Annotated in this window: 14 protein-coding genes; 5 read left to right on the top strand and 9 right to left on the bottom strand. The window is 74.4% G+C overall.

The window, feature by feature from the left end:
- Positions 1 to 2: 2 nt before the first annotated feature.
- Positions 3 to 656 (bottom strand): NAD(P)-dependent oxidoreductase, encoded by a 654-nt coding sequence (locus tag QSK00_RS27610; RefSeq protein ID WP_285596215.1) that lies wholly within the window; start codon positions 654 to 656, stop codon positions 3 to 5.
- The gene (locus tag QSK00_RS27605; protein WP_285596213.1) at positions 653 to 1,951 is read right to left on the bottom strand and encodes an FAD-dependent oxidoreductase; all 1,299 of its coding nucleotides are present in this window, start codon (positions 1,949 to 1,951) and stop codon (positions 653 to 655) included. The genes QSK00_RS27610 and QSK00_RS27605 overlap by 4 nt, the downstream gene beginning before the upstream one ends.
- A 47-nt stretch (positions 1,952 to 1,998) precedes the next feature.
- Here QSK00_RS27605 and QSK00_RS27600 point away from each other — a divergent pair, with 47 nt between their 5' ends.
- Positions 1,999 to 2,424: a MarR family winged helix-turn-helix transcriptional regulator gene (locus tag QSK00_RS27600; RefSeq protein WP_285596211.1), complete on the top strand. Its 426-nt coding sequence runs from the start codon at positions 1,999 to 2,001 to the stop codon at positions 2,422 to 2,424.
- A gap of 5 nt (positions 2,425 to 2,429) precedes the next feature.
- On the opposite strand, the gene QSK00_RS27595 is transcribed toward QSK00_RS27600, so the two are convergent.
- Complete coding sequence (locus QSK00_RS27595; RefSeq protein WP_285596209.1) at positions 2,430 to 3,143, bottom strand: acyltransferase; 714 nt, start codon at positions 3,141 to 3,143, stop codon at positions 2,430 to 2,432.
- A gap of 29 nt (positions 3,144 to 3,172) precedes the next feature.
- On the opposite strand from QSK00_RS27595, the gene QSK00_RS27590 reads away from it, so the two are divergent.
- Both QSK00_RS27590 and QSK00_RS27585 read left to right on the top strand, forming a co-directional pair.
- The gene (locus tag QSK00_RS27590) at positions 3,173 to 4,051 is read left to right on the top strand and encodes a ribokinase (protein ID WP_285596207.1); all 879 of its coding nucleotides are present in this window, start codon (positions 3,173 to 3,175) and stop codon (positions 4,049 to 4,051) included.
- A complete protein-coding gene (locus QSK00_RS27585; RefSeq protein WP_285596205.1) occupies positions 4,048 to 4,995 on the top strand; it encodes a nucleoside hydrolase in 948 nt (315 codons plus the stop codon). The genes QSK00_RS27590 and QSK00_RS27585 overlap by 4 nt, the downstream gene beginning before the upstream one ends.
- 13 nt (positions 4,996 to 5,008) lie before the next feature.
- Here the strand turns inward: QSK00_RS27585 and QSK00_RS27580 are convergent, their stop codons facing one another.
- The 5 genes from QSK00_RS27580 to QSK00_RS27560 all read right to left on the bottom strand — a co-directional run bounded on the left by QSK00_RS27580 (position 5,009) and on the right by QSK00_RS27560 (position 10,571).
- Positions 5,009 to 6,652 (bottom strand): MFS transporter, encoded by a 1,644-nt coding sequence (locus QSK00_RS27580; RefSeq protein WP_285596203.1) that lies wholly within the window; start codon positions 6,650 to 6,652, stop codon positions 5,009 to 5,011.
- Positions 6,653 to 6,757: 105 nt separating this feature from the next.
- Positions 6,758 to 7,942, bottom strand: coding sequence for a THUMP-like domain-containing protein (locus QSK00_RS27575; RefSeq protein WP_285596202.1), 1,185 nt, complete (start codon positions 7,940 to 7,942; stop codon positions 6,758 to 6,760).
- Positions 7,943 to 8,896 carry a class I SAM-dependent methyltransferase gene (locus QSK00_RS27570; protein ID WP_502872088.1) on the bottom strand — a complete coding sequence of 318 codons (954 nt, stop codon included), beginning with the start codon at positions 8,894 to 8,896 and terminating at the stop codon, positions 7,943 to 7,945.
- A gap of 29 nt (positions 8,897 to 8,925) precedes the next feature.
- Positions 8,926 to 9,705 carry an enoyl-CoA hydratase/isomerase family protein gene (locus QSK00_RS27565; protein ID WP_285596198.1) on the bottom strand — a complete coding sequence of 260 codons (780 nt, stop codon included), beginning with the start codon at positions 9,703 to 9,705 and terminating at the stop codon, positions 8,926 to 8,928.
- 32 nt (positions 9,706 to 9,737) lie between these two features.
- Entirely contained in the window at positions 9,738 to 10,571 is an 834-nt protein-coding gene (locus QSK00_RS27560; protein WP_285596196.1) for an ABC transporter ATP-binding protein, read from the bottom strand.
- Between the two features lie 64 nt (positions 10,572 to 10,635).
- Here QSK00_RS27560 and glgX point away from each other — a divergent pair, with 64 nt between their 5' ends.
- Together glgX and QSK00_RS27550 are read left to right on the top strand one after the other, a co-directional pair.
- Complete coding sequence (gene glgX / locus QSK00_RS27555; protein ID WP_285596194.1) at positions 10,636 to 12,693, top strand: glycogen debranching protein GlgX; 2,058 nt, start codon at positions 10,636 to 10,638, stop codon at positions 12,691 to 12,693.
- Positions 12,694 to 12,862: 169 nt separating this feature from the next.
- Positions 12,863 to 13,783: a type IV toxin-antitoxin system AbiEi family antitoxin domain-containing protein gene (locus tag QSK00_RS27550; protein WP_285596192.1), complete on the top strand. Its 921-nt coding sequence runs from the start codon at positions 12,863 to 12,865 to the stop codon at positions 13,781 to 13,783.
- Between the two features lie 106 nt (positions 13,784 to 13,889).
- Here the strand turns inward: QSK00_RS27550 and glgP are convergent, their stop codons facing one another.
- Positions 13,890 to 16,421 carry an alpha-glucan family phosphorylase gene (gene glgP / locus QSK00_RS27545; protein WP_285596190.1) on the bottom strand — a complete coding sequence of 844 codons (2,532 nt, stop codon included), beginning with the start codon at positions 16,419 to 16,421 and terminating at the stop codon, positions 13,890 to 13,892.
- Positions 16,422 to 17,676: the final 1,255 nt, after the last annotated feature.

Genomic DNA, 17,676 nt, shown 5'->3' with positions numbered 1-17,676 from the left:
GCTCAGTGCGCGATCGTGGGCCGGCGGCGCGACCAGCGTCGGTCCCGGAGCTCGGTGACGATGAAGCGGGCGACGTCACCCCGGGTGATCGACCGGCCGTGCGGCGGGGTCGCGGCGTCGTCGACGCGGTAGCGGTCGGTGGCGTCCCGGTCGAGGAGCAGGACCGGCCGCACCAGGGTCCAGTCGAGCTCCCCGGCCGTGACGACGGCCTCCATGGCGATCATGTCGTCGTAGAGCTCCCGGAGGAGCGGGCGGACGAGCAGCCGGTACCAGAGGGCGAGCTCGGGATCGTCGCGGCGGACCCCGGCCGAGGTCACGCCGACGAAGCGGTCGACCCCGCACCGGTCCATGGCGGCGACGGTGGCCCGCGCCCCGGCGGAGTACAGCCCGTCGGCGCGCCGGCCCGGCGGGCCGACGGCGGAGACGACGACGTCGTGACCGTCGATCGCCGCGTCGAGACTCGTCTCGTCCGTGACGTCGGCCCGAACCACCACGGGGCGGCTGGGGAGGTCGTCCGCGGCCAGGAGGGAGCGGAGGCGGTCGGGGTCGCGGGCGGTGGCGGTCACCCGATGACCGGCGTGCAGGGCCTCCGCGACGACGCGCCGTCCGGTGGCACCGCCGGCGCCGAGGACGACGACGGCGAGGTCGGCGCTCACGAGACCACCCGGGCGTGGTCGGCCACGGCGGACCCGGGGCGACCGGAGCCGGTGAGGCTCGTCCGGACCCGGTGCCACGCGGCGACGGCGGGCAGCCCCACGCGGGCGACCCCGCTCGCGACCGGGTGGGACAGCCGCTGCATCGACCGGAGGAGACCGAGGGCGTCGCGCACCCGGGACGGCGCGTAGCCGGCCATCGTCTGCTGGAAGCGCAGGGTGGCCAGCGGGATCGTCGTGGTCCCGTCGCGGGCGGCGACCAGTTCGTCGGCGAGGTGCCCGGCGTCGCGGATGGCGGTGGCGGCCGAGCCACCGCCGGTCGGTGGCATGGCGTGGACCGCGTCGCCGAGGGCGGTGACCGGACCCGCGGGCCACGGCGTGAGGTCACCGTCGGGATCGCACGTGTGGTAGCCGAAGTACGCCGCGGTGTCGACGTCGGTGGCGGCGACGAGGTCCAGGAGAGCCGGCGACCAGCCCCGCAGGACGTGCCGCGCGTGCGCGACCAGCGCGCCCGCCGCGAGTGCCGTCCCGCCCGGTCGCAGTACCGCCTCCGGCCCGATGAGCCCCCAGACGAGCGCGGGCGCCTCGGTGATCGCGGCGACCTCCCGACAGGTGGCGGGGTCGACGGTGGCCCCGGCCGCGGGATCGTGCGCGGTGAGGAACAGGCCGAGGCCACCGGGCCCCTGCGCGAGGCCGGGGCCGTCCGCGAGCATCGCGGGCAGCCGTCGGCGGACCTCCGCCGTCAGCGGGATGCGCGCGGCGATGCACCCGTAGTCGCACGGGGTGGAGGTGGGACGGCCCGCCAGGGTCGCGGCGACCCGCGACCGGACCCCGTCGGCGCCGACGAGCACGTCGGAGACCTCCGTGGTCCCGTCGTCGAAGTGCGTCACGACCCGGCCGTCGGAGCGCACCTCGTGGTCGCGGTAGGTGCTCGCGAAGCGCACCCGGTCCCCGAGGCCCTCGGCGAGGAGGGTACGGAGCGGGACCCGGCCGATGAACAACGCCTCGTCGGCGGGGTCGAAGGTCTGCTCGGCCAGGGGGCGGAGCCGGTGGTCGGCGAGGGTGAGGGTCCGCGAGGCCGACGGCGGCGCCGAACTGCCCAGCAGTGCCTGGTAGTGCGCGGGCCCGAGGTGGCGCCGCAACATCTCGCACGCCGGCCGGTCGAGGGCCAGCCGGTAACCGCCGGTCGCGCCCACGTGGGCGTCCCGGTCGTGCACCACGACGTCGATGTCGGCCCGGTGCAGGGCCTGCGCGAGGGCGAGGCCCCCGATCCCGGCGCCGATGACAGTGACACGCATCGTCGTCCTCCCTGCCGTCGATATCAGTCAACTGATACCGTACACACGTGTCGGACGATGCGCTGCCGGTCTGGAACCTCATGCGGACCGCTCACGTGGTCGGTCTGCGCTTCGCCCAGGTGTTCGCCACGACGGACCTGACACCGACCCAGTTCGGGGTCCTGCACGCCCTCGCCGAGCGCGAGCTCACCCAGGCCAAGCTCGCCCGGGTGGTCCTGGTGCGGCCGCAGAGCATCGGCGTGCTGGTCGCCGACATGGTCGACCGTGGTCTCGTCGAGCGTCACGGTCCGGGCGGCCGGGGTCGGCGGGCCACCCTCGGGCTCACGACGGACGGCCGGGAGACCCTCGACCGCGCCTGGCCGGCGGTCCGCGAGTTCAATGCGCCGTCAGCCCTCGGCCTCACTGCGGCCCAGGCCGCCATGCTCGAGGAGATCCTCGACCGCGTTCGCGAGACGTTGACGTCAGGTGACTGATGTGATCAGTCCCGAGCGGCCTCCGCGGCGGCCTTCGCCGTCTTGCGGGCGATGTCGGCGAGCGCGGCACGCTCGGCGGCGGCCGCCTCGTAGTCGGCGACCCGGTCCCGGACGATCCGCGCGGGTGCCCCGACCGCCACCGAGTAGTCGGGCACGATCCCCTTCACCACGGCGTGCGCGCCGAGCACGCACCCACGGCCGACCGTGGTGCCGCGCAGGATCGTCACCTTCGTGCCGACCCAGGTCTCCGGGCCGACGCGGACCGGGGTCTTGACGATGCCCTGGTCCTTGATCGGGCGATGGATGTCCTCGTAGCGGTGGTCGAAGTCGCAGACGTAGATCCAGTCGGCGAGCAGCGTGGCGTCGCCGAACTCGACGTCGAGGTAGGCGTTGATCGTGTTGTCCGCCCCGAACACGGCCTTGTCGCCGATGCGCAGCGAGCCCTCGTGGCACCGGACCTTGGTGCGGTCGCCGATGTGCGTGAACCGCCCGATCTCCAGGCGACCGAGCCCCGGCCGGCACTCCAGCGACACGTCCTTGCCGAGGAACACCATGCCCTTGAGCACGATGTGCGGCTGCTTCCGGCGGACCTTCAGGATCCGCCAGTAGCGCACGAGGTACCACGGCGTCCACGCCCGGTGTCGCACGATCCAGCGCAGCGACGCCAGTGACACGAGCCGCGCCTGGTCCGGATCCTTCCGGGTCGCCCAACTGCTCACCCGCGAGAGGGTACGGCGAGGATGGGCCGGTGACCTCGGGGACCGGGAGACGAAGCGCAGCGGAGCTCGACGTGGTGGTCGTCGGCAGCGTGAACCTCGACCTGGTCGCGCGACTGGAACGCCTGCCCTCCCCCGGCGAGACCCTGACCAGCCGCGGCGTCACCCGTCACCCCGGCGGCAAGGGCGCCAACCAGGCGCTCGCGTGCGCGCGGCTCGGCGCGACGGTGCGGCTGGTCGGCGCCGTGGGCTCCGACCCGCTCGCCGACGAGGCCCTGGCGCTGCTGCGCTCCGAAGGCGTGGACCTCGCAGCGGTGACGAGCGTGGAGGACGCCCCGACCGGCACCGCGATGATCCAGGTCGACGACCACGGCGACACCACGATCGTCATCGACACCGGCGCGAACGGGTTCGTGACGACGGACGACCTCGCTGCCGACCTCGTCCTCACCGTCCTCGAGGTCCCCGACGAGGCCGTCGCCGCGGCGATGGCCGCGCCTGGCTTCACCGTCCTCAACGCCGCCCCCGCTCGCGCCGTCGACGAGGCCGTGCTGCGCACCGTGGACCTGCTGAGTGTCAACGACGACGAGCACGCGATCCTCGGCCGCACCGCGGACCTCGACGCGCTCGCCGCCGTCGTCGTGACCCACGGGGCATCGGGGGCCACGCTGTACCGGCGCGGCCGGGAGGTGGCCTCCGCCGAACCCCCGGTCGTCGACGCGGTCGACGGCACCGCTGCCGGCGACGCCTTCACCGCGGCCCTCGCGTTGTCCCTCGTCGAGGGGCTTCCCGACGACGAGGCGCTGACGCGGGCCTGCGCGGTCGGCGCCCTGACCGCCACCCGTGCGGGCGCCCAGCCCGCGCTCCCCACGCTCGACGAGCTCCACGCCTTCCTGGAGGCCCACGCATGACCCCGCTGATCATCGACACCGACCCCGGCGTCGACGACGCGTTCGCTCTCGCCGTCGCCTGCCTCGCCCCCGAGGTCGACCTGCTCGCCGTGACCACCGTGCACGGCAACGTGCCCGTCGAGCAGACCACCGAGAACGCCCGCCGCCTGCTCGGCACGTTCGGGCGCCCGGACGTGCCCGTGGGCCGCGGCGCGGACCGGCCGCTGGTGCACCTGCTCGACCGCCGCTCCGACGACGTCCACGGCGACGACGGGCTCGGCGGCCGGTCCGGGGACTTCGGCCCGCCGGTCGACGAGTCCCCGCTGCGGGCGGTGGCGCTCATGGCGTCGGTGCTCGAGCAGGCGACCGAGCCCGTGACGATCGCCGCGATCGGGCCGTACACGAACGTCGCGACGCTGCTCTCCGCCCGCCCGGACCTGGAGGAGCGGATCGGCCGGTTCGTGCTCATGGGCGGATCGATCGCGTTCGGCGGCAACGTCACGGCGGCCGCGGAGTTCAACGTGTGGGGCGACCCGGAGGCGGCGCGGCGGGTGCTGGCCGGCTCGGTGGTCCCGACGACGCTCGTCCCGCTCGACCTCACGATGCGGATCACACTCTCCGACGCCTGGCTCGACGACCTCGCGCAGGCCTCCCCCATCGGCGCCGCCCTGTCCTCGACCCGCGAGGCGTACCTGGCCGCCTACTCCGCCCGCTTCGGCACGCCCGCGATCCCGGTGCACGACGCCGTGGCGGTGCTCGAGGCGATCGCGCCCGGGTCGGTGCGGACGATGTCGATGCCGGTCGACGTCGACACCTCGTCCGGTCCCGGACGGGGCGCGACGATCGGGGACATGCGCGGTGCCGAGGCGGTCGTCCTCGGGCGCCCCGTCGACGTGGCCCTGGACGCGGACGCGACGTTCGTGCGGGCGGAGCTGCGGCGCCGGTTGGGCGCTCCGCGCGGGTGAGCAGAAAGGGTCGCTAGAGCGACCTCTTCTGCTCACCGGCCGGAGGCACCTCCTCGTCGGTGATGTTGGGGCGCTGCGACGTCCCGCCGAGCGCCACCGCGGCGAGGACGGCGGCGACCAGCGCTGCGACCCCGCACACCACGTACCCGATCGCGTAGGCCTCGCCGAGGGCGTCGAAGGCGAGGGTGTGCAGGGGCCCCGGCACGCTGACCTGGCCGAGCGGACCCGACTCGATCGCCCCGGCGATCGCGGGCGGTGCCTGCGCGGTGTACCGCTCGACCTCGGCCTCCAGGGCCGGGTCCGCCTGCCGGCCGGCCGCGATCACCGAGGCCGCCCGGGAGAGCGCGATCGCCCCGATGATGGCGGGGCCGAGGGTGAACCCGAAGTCGCGCAGCTGGCTCGTCGTGCCGGAGGCCATCCCGCCGAGGTGGGTCGGCACCGTGTTGACCGCCACCGCCGTCACCCCGGAGAGCGCGAACGCGAACCCGATCCCGCACAGGGCGAGCGGGGCGACGACCGGGAGCAGGGACAGGTCGGAGACCGGCAGGAGCGACATCCAGACGTCCCCGACCCCGATCAGCGCGAACCCGCCGCCGAGCGCCAGCCGCGGGTCGAACCGGTCGATCATCCGCGCCGTCAGGGGCATGAGGACGAGCGCGAAGCCCTGCAGCAGGACGAACGCCACGGCGGTCTGGAGCGGGCTGAGGTCCTGCACCGCGGACAGCCGGATGCTCGTCGCGTAGGCGGTGCCGAGGAAGGCGAACATCCCGAGCACGGTCACCACGGAGTTCACCGAGAACGCCCGGGTGGTGAACAGGTCGAGGCGCAGCAGCGGAGCGGGCGACCGGCGTTCGGCGAGCACGAACAGCACGAGGAACACCGCGGCGACCACGAAGCCGCCGACGATCGTGGGGTCGGAGAAACCCGTGGTCGACCCCTGGATGACGGCGAAGAGCAGCGCGAACAGGGCGATCGCGATCGTCGCCTGGCCGCCCCAGTCCAGTGAACGACCCGCGGGCGAGGAGGAGTTCTGCGCGGCCGTGCCGATCACCGCGCTGGCCACGGCGAGGACCCCGACGGCGACGAAGGCCCACCGCCAGGACGCCTCGGGGGACGCCCCCCACGGGAGCCTGGTCACCAGCCCGCCGAGCAGCGGGGAGACGAACCCGCCCGAGGACAGGCCCGCCGCCCAGATCGCGATGCCCTTCGCGCGGCTGCGGACGTCGTGGGTGCCCGCGGCGACCATCGCGAGCGTCGTCGGGAACAGCACCGCGGCCCCGATGCCGGCGAGGGCCTGACCGGTCCACAGGGTGGCGATGGCCGCGGTGCCGCCCTCGGGCGTCAGCACGCTCAGGAACTCGCCGAGCGCCAGCAGCACGCTGCCGCCGACGAGCAGCCGCTTGCGACCGAACAGGTCGCCGAGCACCCCGAAGGTCAGCTCGAGCAGGGTCACCGGCACGAGGAAGGCGTCGGAGATCCAGGTCAGTTGCGACGAGGTGGTGTGCAGGTCCTGCTGGAAGAGCCCGTTGAGCACGGCCGGGATCGCGAGCCCGACCTGCGCGACGAGCACCGCGACGGTGGTCGCCACGCGGGTGCCGGTGGTGAGGTGCGGCGTGTGGACGGCGGCCCGGGTCGGCGCGTCGGCGGAGACGGTCATCGGCGGTCCCTGCGCTCGGGATGGATGGTGACGTGAGTCTCACCAGCGCCGCCCGGAGCTCGACCAGCCCCTTCCCATCCAATGGAAGGAAACCTGACGGTCGCCTCACGCCGGATCGGGCACCGCGGGGCGGACCGGACGCGGAGCCCCGGTGACCGCCTCGCACACGTACGCCCGCGCCCCACGCCCGACGCGCGCGAGCACCACCGTCGCCGCCTCCGGTCCGGCGAGCTTCAGCCGGGGTCGGAGGCGGTCCGGCTCGACGTCGAGGCCGCGCACGAGGATCTCCACCCGGCCCACCGCGCGGCGGCGCAGCGTCTGCCGCAGCGCCTTCTCGCTGAACGGCCCCTCCTCCAGCACGCGAAAGGCCCGCCCCGACGGAGGGTGGGGGCCGGTCAGGTAGGCCAGGTGCGGGTCGAGCTGGGCGAGGCCGTGCCGGGCGGCGTACTGGCGGACCAGGCCCGCCCGCACCACGGCGCCGTCGGGGTCGACGAGCCACTCGTCCACCGGCGTCACCGGGCAGGTGTCGTCGTCGAGGTCGGTCACCTCGAAGCCGGAGCCGGAGGAGCGCAGCACCGTGGCCCGGCGACGCGGCCCGTCGTCGGGAACGAGGCCCGCGGACCACAGCGCCGCCTCCCGGACGCGGCCGTCCAACGACACGAGCTCCACCTCGCGTGCCCACGGGACGAGCCCGAAGTCCAGGCCGGGCGCGGTGGACACGACGAGGTCGGGGCCGGGGAGCGACCCCAACGGCGGAGACATCTCGTCGGGCCGGCGCACGCGGCGGCCGCTCGCCGTGCGGCGTGCCGGGTCCGCGACCACGACCGACCCCCGGGTCACGGGCACGGTGGCGTCGGCGCGCACGAGCCACGCGTCCGGCACGTTCGCGCGGGCCATCGCCAGGCGCACCGGGTCGAGGTCCGACCCGACGACGCGGTCCAGCACGGCCGACAGGGTGGCGACCTCGACGCCCACCGAGCAGGTCACGTCGTGCACGACCCGGTCCGCCGCCACGGCCGCCAGACGGCGCGCCCGGTGCTCCGCGACCGGGACGGCGGTGGCCTGCTCGAGCGCGTCGGCCGTCCACAACCAGGCGTCGGGGAACCGGCCCACGGCCCGCGCGCGCAGCAACGCCGTCTCCAGCAGCGCCGCCGCGTGCTCCTCCCCCACGAGCCGCCGGGCCGCGGCGACGTCGCGCAGCGGGTCCCCGCCCGGGACGAACGCGGCGAGGGCCGCGCGCCCGGCACCCGACGTCAGGAACCCGACGTCGGGAACCGAGAAGGCGAACACCTACAGCTCGACCGGACCCGCCGGCTTCACCCCGGTGACCAGCGCGTTGTAGAACAGCCCGCGCGGGACGACCCGCGAGAGGACGTGCTCGTCGAGCCACGAGAGCCGCTGCCAGGACCGGTAGGCGAACATCGCCCACGGGAACCCGAGCTTCTCCGGCGGCACGGCGGCCTCGAAGGTCCGCACCGGCCAGCCGAACAGCGCGGCCGCGAACTCCTCGGTCACGCACCGCACGTCGACCGCCCCGGCGCCGAGCGCGAACCGCTCCAGCCGCTCCGGGTCGAACACGTGCTGGTCGACGACGGCCTCCAGCGCCGCCGCGCGCGACGACTCGTCGAGCTCCGCCTGCGGCCGCCGCCAGCCCCGCAGCGGGCCGAGCTTCGTCAGGTTCGTCGTCGCCCACCACGTGGCCTGGCCGAGCTTGCGGGCGTAGAGGTCGCCGATCCGCGTCGGCTCCCCCGCGAACACGAACCGCCCGCCCGGCTTGAGGACGCGGAGGATCTCGCGGATCGCCCGGTCGAGGTCGGGGATGTGGTGCAGCACCGCGTGCCCGACGACGAGGTCGACCGACGCGTCCGGCATCGGGATCGTCTCGGCGTCGGCGACCTTGCCGTCCACGTCGAGCCCGAGACCCTCGGCGTTGCGCACGGCCACCTCGACCATGCCCGGGGACAGGTCGGTGACCGTCCCCTTCTTCGCGACGCCGCCCTGCATGAGGTTGAGCAGGAAGAACCCGGTGCCCGACCCGATCTCGAGGGCGTGCTCGAAGGGCCCGACGTCCCCGGCGACGGCCCGGAAGCGCCCGAGGGCGAACGAGATGCAGCGCTCGTCGTACGAGATCGACCACTTCTCGTCGTACGTCCCCGCCTCCCAGTCGTGGTAGAGGACGTTGGCGAGCTTGGGGTCGTCGAAGGCCGCGTCGACCTCCGCCTGGGTGGGGGACACGGAGCGCAGCGGAGCTGGACCGTTCGAGGCAGCCACGCTCACCGGCCCAGGAACTGGGCCTTGCCGGGCCCGTTCTCGACGAAGCTGCGCATGCCGATGACCTGGTCCTCGGTGCCGAACAGCGCGGCGAACACCTCGGACTCGAAGTCCAGGCCGTCGCGCAGGTCCATGCCGAGGCCGCGGTCGATCGCGTTCTTGGCGGCGGCGAGCGCGCGGGTCGGGCCGTTGGCGAACTGCTCGGCCCAGGCGCGGGCCCGGGTGTAGACCTCGTCCGGCGCGACGACCTCGTCGACGATCCCCAGCTCCAGCGCCTCGGGCATCTTGACGAAGCGGCCGGAGAAGATCAGGTCCTTGGCCTTGGCCGGCCCGATCAGGCGGGCGAGGCGCTGCGTGCCACCGCCGCCCGGGATGATGCCGAGCAGGATCTCGGGGAGGCCGACCGTCGCGTTGTCGCCGGCGATCCGGCGGTCGCAGGACAGGGCGATCTCGAACCCGCCGCCGAGCGCGTAGCCGGTCAGCGCGCACACCGTCGGCTTCGGGATCTCCGAGACCGCACCGAAGCCGTGCGAGAGCTCGCGGGACCGCGCAGCCATCTGGGCGTAGGTGAGGTCGGCCATCTCCTTGACGTCGGCCCCGGCCGCGAGGGTCTTCTCCCCGCCGTAGACGACGACCGCGCGTACGTCGTCGCGGTCGGCCGCCTCCTTGGCCGTGGTGGCCAGCTCGATGTTGACCTGACGGTTCACCGCGTTCATCGGCGGACGGTCCAGGCGGATGGTGCCGATGCCGCCCTCGACCTCGAGGCGCACGAACTCCGTCACAGCTGCTCCTTTGAGGGTTGGTCGCGGCGACCCTAGCGCCGGTACGCGGTGAAGCGGCCGCGACGGCTCAGCAGCTCGAGCGGCTGGTCGAAGGCGGCCGACAGGTTCTCCGAGGTCATCACGTCGTCGAGCAGGCCCTGCGCGACGATCCCACCCTCGCGCAGCAGCATCCCGTGCGTGAAGCCCGGCGGGATCTCCTCCACGTGGTGGGTGACCATCACCATCGTCGGGCCGTCCGGGTCGGCGGCGAGCGCGGTGAGGCCCGCGACCAGGTCCTCCCGGCCGCCGAGGTCGAGCCCGGAGGCGGGCTCGTCGAGCAGCAGCAGCTCCGGGTCGGTCATGAGTGCCCGCGCGAGCAGGGTCCGCTGGCGCTCCCCCGAGGACAGGGTGCCGAACGCGCGGTCGGACAGCGGCAGCGCGCCGAGCACCTCGAGCATCGCCTCCGCGCGCCCGTCGTCGACCGCGTCGTAGGACTCCCGCCACGTGCCGAGCACGCCGTAGCCGGCCGAGCGCACCACGTCGAGCACCCGCTCGTCGCCGGGCACCCGACCGCCGAGGGCCGCGGACGCGAGCCCGATCCGCTCCCGCAGCTCGAAGACATTGACCCGGCCCATGCGCTCCCCGAGCAGGTCGACCCGACCCGTCGTCGGGTGCAGCTCGGCCGCGGCCAGGCGCAGCAGCGTGGTCTTCCCGGCGCCGTTCGGGCCGATCACGACCCACCGCTCGTCGAGCTCCACGGTCCAGTCGATGCCGCCGACCAGCGTGTTGCCGCCTCGGCGCACCGTGACCTCGCGCATGCGCACGATCTCGTCGGCGTGCGGACGGTCGTCGACCGACAGACTGGGGTCAGCGCTCACAGTGGCCATCCTCTCCGATCCGATCGCGACGATCGTGGGAGGGGACGGGTCGGATCCGGCACGATGACCCGTCATGCGCACCACCAGCCACACCGGCACCGCACTCCGGGGCGTCCGGCTCGGCGAGGACGGCGCCCTGTCGGTCGCCGTGCCCGCCACCACGACGGCGGAGGCGGTCGAGGTGTGCCTGTTGGAGGGCAGCTGGTCCTCCGGACGGCGGGTGGAGCTCGTTCCCGACGGCGAGGGCTGGTGGCGCGGGCAGGTCCCCGACGTCGCGCCCGGCACCGGGTACGGCCTGCGGGTGCACGGCCCCTGGTCGCCGGGCACCGGGGTGCGGACCAACCCCGCGAAGCTGCTGGTGGACCCGTGGGCCCGCCGGGTGGACGGGTCCTTCACCTCGCTGGCGGCCGCGCTCGCGCACGTCGACGACGACCCCTTCGACGGCGTCTCCGCCGTCGACTCGGCCGGCCACGTGCCCTACGCGCTGGTCCCGGAGGCCGCGTCCGTCGTCGGGAAGGAGCGGCCGCGGATCCCGTGGCGGGACACGGTGATCTACGAGACCCACGTCCGCGACCTCACGATGCGGCACCCGGAGGTGCCCGAGGAGCTGCGCGGGACGTTCGCCGGGGTGGCGCACCCCGCGGTGATCGAGCACCTGACGCGGCTCGGAGTGACGACGGTGGAGCTGCTGCCGGTGTTCGCGAACGCCCCGGAGCCGTCGCTGATGGTCCGCGGCGCCCGCAACCACTGGGGCTACTCGACGCTGGCCTACCTCGCCCCGGAGCCGCGCTACGCCGCCGTGCGGGGCCAGGAGGTCGCCGAGTTCCGGGCGATGGTCGACGCGCTGCACGCGGCCGGCCTCGAACTCGTCCTCGACGTGGTGTTCAACCACTCCTGCGAGGGCGGAGTGGGCGGCCCGTCGCTGTCGTGGCGCGGGCTGGACGCGCCGTCGTGGTACCAGATCGGGCCGGACGGGCGGGACATCGACTTCACCGGCTGCGGCAACACGTTCGACGCCGGGTCCCCGCTGGTCGAGGCGCTGGTGCTGGACTGCCTGCGGTACTGGGTGACCGAGATGGGCGTGGACGGATTCCGGTTCGACCTGGCGTCGACGCTCGGCCGACCGGGGGGCTCGGGCTTCTCGCGAGACGCGCCGCTGTTGGAGGCGCTGGCCGCCGACCCCGTGTTGTCGCAGGTGAAGCTGATCGCCGAGCCCTGGGACGCGACGGGCGAGGGCTACCAGGTCGGCGGGTTCGGCGCGGTCTGGGCGGAGTGGAACGGCCGCTACCGCGACGGCGTGCGCGACTTCTGGCGCCGCCACGGTGCGGTGTCGGAGATCGTCACGCGCCTCGCCGGCTCGTCGGACATCTACTGGCCGCGGCGGGGCCCGTGGGCCTCGGTCAACTTCGTGACCGCCCACGACGGGTTCACCCTGCGCGACCTCGTCTCCTACGACCACAAGCACAACGAGGCCAACGGCGAGGACAACCGCGACGGCACCGACGACAACCGCTCCTGGAACGGCGGGGTGGAGGGTCCGTCCGACGACCCCGCGGTGGTGGCGCTGCGGGACCGGCAGACCCGGAACCTGCTGGCCACCCTCGGCCTCTCGGCCGGCACCCCGATGCTGCTCGGCGGTGACGAGCTCGGCCACACCCAGCACGGCAACAACAACGCCTACTGCCTGGACGACGAGACGTCGTGGCGGTCGTGGTCGGACGCCGACCCCGCGCTGGCGGCCTTCGTCGGCCGGGTGCTCGCGCTGCGCCGGTCGGTGCCGGAGCTGCGCCGCGACGACTTCTTCTACGGCCACTCCGACCTGCCGTCCGGGGAGGTGCCGGACATCGTCTGGCTCTCCGAGACCGCCCGCGAGCTCGGCGCCGAGGACTGGGGCCACCACAAGGAGACGCTCGTCGTCCGCGTCCGCTCGTCGTCCTCGGTGCTGCTCGTGCTGCACTCCGGGGCCGGCGACGTCGACGTGGAGCTGCCGGCATGGCTGGGCGACACGTCGTTCGTGCCCGCGCTGACCTCCGGCACGCCGGACGGGGTGCCGACCTCGGTGGAACCGGTCCCTGCCGGTTCGTCCGTGACCGTCCCGCCGCACTCGTTCCTGGTGTTCCGGTCGGTCTGAGCCGGCGCCCCGCGTCCACCAGGCCTTCTCATTCGGTCCCCTCTCTTCGGAAGCGGGGTCGACTCGATTTCAGTGGCGAAGCGGCGCGTCTGCCTCACCGCGTGCCACTGAAGTTCGAGCCCGCGCGGAAAGTGGGAGCCGATGCGCTTCCCGGTGCGTCCGAGCGGGTGTGAAGGCGAAGCAGATCGACGCCGCCGGGCTCCACGCGCAGATGCGGAAGCAGGACGGCGTGGCCACGGTGGTGCAGGCGAAGGAGGCCGGCTACTCGAAGGCGGTGATCGCCGCGAAGGTCCGATCCGGGGAGTGGGAGCGACCGGCGCACGGCGTGCTCCGGTCGACCGACCAACCGGTGACGGCCCGCTCCCGCATCCGGGTCGCCATGCTCTCGATCGGCGCCGACGCGACGCTCGTCGGCGGATCGGCCGCCTTCTGGTGGCAGATGACCGACCTCGCTCCCGCCGAGGTGGAGATCGCGGTGCCGCAGCGGAGCCAGCCACGTCCGCGGCCGGGAGTGACAGTGACGCGGCGGACGGTGCCCGCGCGCGACCGCGTCGTCGTCGACGGGCTCCCCGTCACCAAGAAGGCCGCGACCGTGCTCGCCGCGGTCGCCGCGCTCGGCCTGATCGCGGGGGCGAAGCTCATGGACCGGGTGTTGCAGAAGGGGACGGTCGCCCTGGACGCGCTGACCGAGACCCACCGCCGGTCCCGCGGGCGGTACGGCGCCGTGCTCGGCGCGACGCTCCTCGCCCTCGCTGCCGGTGGAGCACGCTCGGAGGCCGAACGGATCGCGCACCGGGTCCTGCGTGGCGCCGGGATCGTGGGGTGGGAGGCCGACGTCAGGGTGGTCCTCCCCCGCCACGGCCCCGCGCTGCTCGATCTCGCCTTCGTGCAGCAGCGGGTCCTCGTCGAGATCGACGGCTGGGCCTATCACCGGGATCTCCGCGCGTTCCTGCACGACAGCGCCCGACAGAACGCCCTCGTGCTGGCCGGCTGGGTGGTGATCCGCACGAACTGGCACGAGCTCAAGGAGCACCCCGACGAGTTCGCCCGCACGGTGCGCGAGGCACTCGCGGAGCGGGCACACCGATGAACTTCAGTGGCATCGGGTCGACCTGACGCACCCGCGTGCCACTGAAGTCGACGTCCTGTCCCGACGACGGGCCCCGGCGGGCCGGGACCCGTCGTCGGGAAGGGCCCTACACCGGGAGGACGACCTTGCCCAGCTCCACGGGCGAGGCGAGCAGCTCGTTGGCCGGGAGGACGCGGACCGTGTAGCCGAGGACGCCCGCGTGCGGGAGGGGCACGGTCGCCTCGAAGGTCTGCGTGCCGTCACCCGCGCCGACCGGGACCATCGGCTCGACGACCGACGCCGACAGCTCGTCGTGGTCGTCGGCGCGCCCGACGACGGCCTGCACGAGCACGTCGGAGGTCGACAGCCCGCCGAGCTCCACGGAGGCGCGCACCGTCATGGGCGCGCCGAGCACCGGGGTGTCGGCCGCGCCCGAGGCGTCGACCTCGGCGACCCGCACCGACGGCCAGGCGGCGTCGAGACGGGCCCGGAAGTCGGCGAGCTCCTTGGCGCCCGCGTACCCGGAGGCGTTGACGCGACGGGCCGCGCGCGCGGCCGGCGCGTACCAGTCGGTCACGTAGTCGGTGACCATCCGGGTGGCCTGCACCTTCGGCGAGAGGGTGGCGAGCGTGTGGCGCACCAGCGCGGTCCAGCGGTCGGGCACCCCGTCGGCGCCGCGGTCGTAGAACAGCGGCGCGACCTGGGTGGACATGAGGTCGTAGAGGGCGGTGGCCTCGATGTCGTCGCGGCGGTCGGGGTCGTCGACGCCGTCGGCGGTGGGGATCGACCAGCCGTTGCGGCCGTCGTAGAGCTCGTCCCACCAGCCGTCGCGGACCGACAGGTTGAGCCCGCCGTTGAGGGCCGACTTCATGCCGGACGTGCCGCACGCCTCGAGCGGGCGCAGCGGGTTGTTCAGCCAGACGTCGCAGCCCCAGTAGAGGTAGCGGGCCATCGACATGTCGTAGTCCGGGAGGAACACGATGCGGTGGCGGACGGCCGGGTCGTCGGCGAACCGGACCATCTGCTGGATGAGCGCCTTGCCGGACTCGTCGGCGGGGTGCGACTTGCCGGCGATGACCAGCTGCACCGGCCGCTCGGGGTCGAGCAGCATCGAGCGCAGCCGCTCGGCGTCGCGGAGCATGAGGGTGAGCCGCTTGTAGGTCGGCACGCGGCGGGCGAAGCCGATGGTGAGCACGTTCGGGTCGAAGACCCGCTCGGTCCAGCCCAGCTCCGGCTCGGAGGCGCCGCGGTCGAGCCAGGACGCCTTCACCCGGCGGCGGACCTCCTGCACCAGGCGCGCCCGCAGCTGCCCGCGGACCTCCCAGAGCAGGGAGTCGGACACGCCGAACAGCTCGGGGCCGGCCCCGGCCGCCGCGGCGCCCGCCGTCAGGCCGACCATCTCGCGGGCGGTCCAGGTGGGGCCGTGCACGCCGTTGGTCACGGAGCCGATCGGCACCTCCGGGGCGTCGAACCCGCCCCACAGCGACGAGAACATCCCGCGCGAGACCTCGCCGTGCAGCTGCGAGACGCCGTTGGAGCGCTGGGCCAGACGCAGGCCCATGTGCGCCATGTTGAACATGTCGGAGTCGGGCTCACGGCCCAGCGCGAGCACCCGGTCGACCCCGATGCCCGGCAGCAGGTCGGCGGAGAAGTAGTGCTCCACCAGCCCGATCGGGAAGCGGTCGATGCCGGCGGGCACGGGGGTGTGCGTGGTGAACACGGTGCCCGCCCGGACCGCGGCGAGGGCCTGGTCGATGTCGAGACCCGCCGTCGTGACCAGTTCGCGCATGCGCTCGAGCCCGAGGAAGCCGGCGTGGCCCTCGTTGGTGTGGAACACCTCGGGGGCCGGGTGGCCGGTCACGCCGCAGTAGGCGCGGACCGCCCGGACGCCGCCGACCCCGACGAGGATCTCCTGGCGGATGCGGTGCTCGGCGTCGCCGCCGTAGAGCCGGTCGGTGATCTGGCGCAGGTCGGCGTCGTTGTCCTCGATGTCGGCGTCGAGCAGCAGCAGCGGCACGCGGCCGACGGAGGCGACCCAGACGCGGGCGCGCAGCACCCGGCCCTCGGGCATCGCGACGTGCACCAGCAGCGGCGCCCCGTCCGCTCCGGCGAGCAGGTGCAGCGGCAGGCCCTGCGGGTCGAGCGCCGGGTACTGCTCCTGCTGCCAGCCGTCCAGCGAGAGCGACTGCCGGAAGTACCCCGAGCGGTAGAGCAGGCCCACCGCGATCAGCGGCACGCCGAGGTCCGAGGCCGCCTTCAGGTGGTCGCCCGCGAGGATGCCGAGGCCGCCCGAGTAGTTCGGCAGCACCTCGGAGACGCCGAACTCCATCGAGAAGTAGCCGATCCCGGCCGGGAGGTCCTGGCGCCCCTGGTACCAGCGCGGCTCGGAGAGGTAGGAGCGCAGGTCGTCGGCGATCTCCCGGACCCGGGCGACGAACGCGTCGTCCTCGGCGAGCGCGGCGAGCCGACCGGGGCTGACCTCGCCGAGCAGCCGGACGGGGTCACCCCCGCCGCGGCGCCAGGCCGTCTCGTCGACCGCGGCGAACAGGTCCTGCGTCGGACCGTGCCAGGTCCAGCGCAGGTTCGTCGCGAGGTCCTGCAGCGGCGCGAGCGCCGCCGGCAGCTGGGCGCGGACGGAGAAACGACGCAGTGCTCTCACGGGGTCGAAGCCTAGGCAAACCCTTCCGACGCGCCGTCATCGCCCGTCGCGGCTGGATCGATTCGCTGGCTACCCTGCGTGGCGTGAGCGTGCTGGGGAGATGGTGGCCGTCCGGACGACGGTCCGAGGGCGAGTACGACGACAGCGGGACCGGAGGGTTCGAGCAGGTCGGGCTGTCCGCCGAGGAGGACGCGCCACCGCGGCGCAGCGAGCCGTGGAGCGGTCGCTTCAGGGCGATCGTCACCGGTCGACGGCCCGACCCCGAGGGTCCCGACGACGGGTCGGCGCCGGGTGGGTCGGAGGCTCCCGACGCCGGCTCGGGTCACTACGGCTCGGACGGCGCGGCCGCCGCGGAGGACCTACCGCCGCGGTACGACCCGCGCGAGCGGCCCTCACCGACCCGTCGCCCGTGGGGTTCCTCCGGCGACGTCGAGCTCGGCCCGCCCCCACCCCCGGACGCGCCCGTGAACCCCGGTCTGCCGTCCGGGCCGATCCCGATCCCGGGGCGGCACGCGTCCGCGCCCGTCGAGCGGGGTCGCGGTCACGACGGCGGGTCCCTCGACGACGCGCTCGCCACCGGCGCGACGGTGCCCTCGGCGCCGATCCCGCAGGTCGACCGGTCGCGGCCCCTGCCCGCCGGTCCCCCGGCGGCGCCCGCCTGGTCTCGCTCGACGAACACCGGCGGCTTCCGGGCCGTCGTGCCGCCGTGGCGCCGCCCCGTCGTGCCGCAGGCCACCGACCCCGCCGAGGCGCCCACCGCGCTCACCCCCCGCCCGGACGCACCGAGCGCATCGAAACCGGCCGGTTCGGGTAGGGCGACCGACATGAGTTCGTCGTCCGCCGATCGGCCGACCACCGAGCACGGTGCGTCCGCGCCCACCGCCGCGACCCCGCCCACCCGGCCTGCTCCGGGCGGGCGGTCGGACGACCCGATCGCCACGCCCGGCCGCCACGCCCGCCACGACGGCGCCTTGAACGGCTCCGACGACCCGGCCGCCTCCCCGGCCTCCTCCCTGGCCTCCGACGGGTCCGGGCGCCCCGCCCGCGACGTCACGAGCCCGGCCGACGACCTCGACCTGCAGCGCCGCGGCCCCGCCGACGAACCGCTCGACGAGCCCGTCACCTCCCTCGTCACCGACGGGTCGGGCCTCGCGTCCGGCGCCGTCGGCACCGATCGTGACGAGCCGGTCACCGACGCCGAGTGGACGCCGGCGGAACCCGAGGCGCACACCACGCAGGTACCGAGCACCTCCGG

Source organism: Actinomycetospora sp. NBRC 106378, assembly GCF_030269685.1.
Classification (GTDB): domain Bacteria; phylum Actinomycetota; class Actinomycetes; order Mycobacteriales; family Pseudonocardiaceae; genus Actinomycetospora.
The sequence above is the reverse complement of the archived record's forward strand: the minus strand, read 5'-3'. Positions and strand labels throughout refer to the sequence as shown.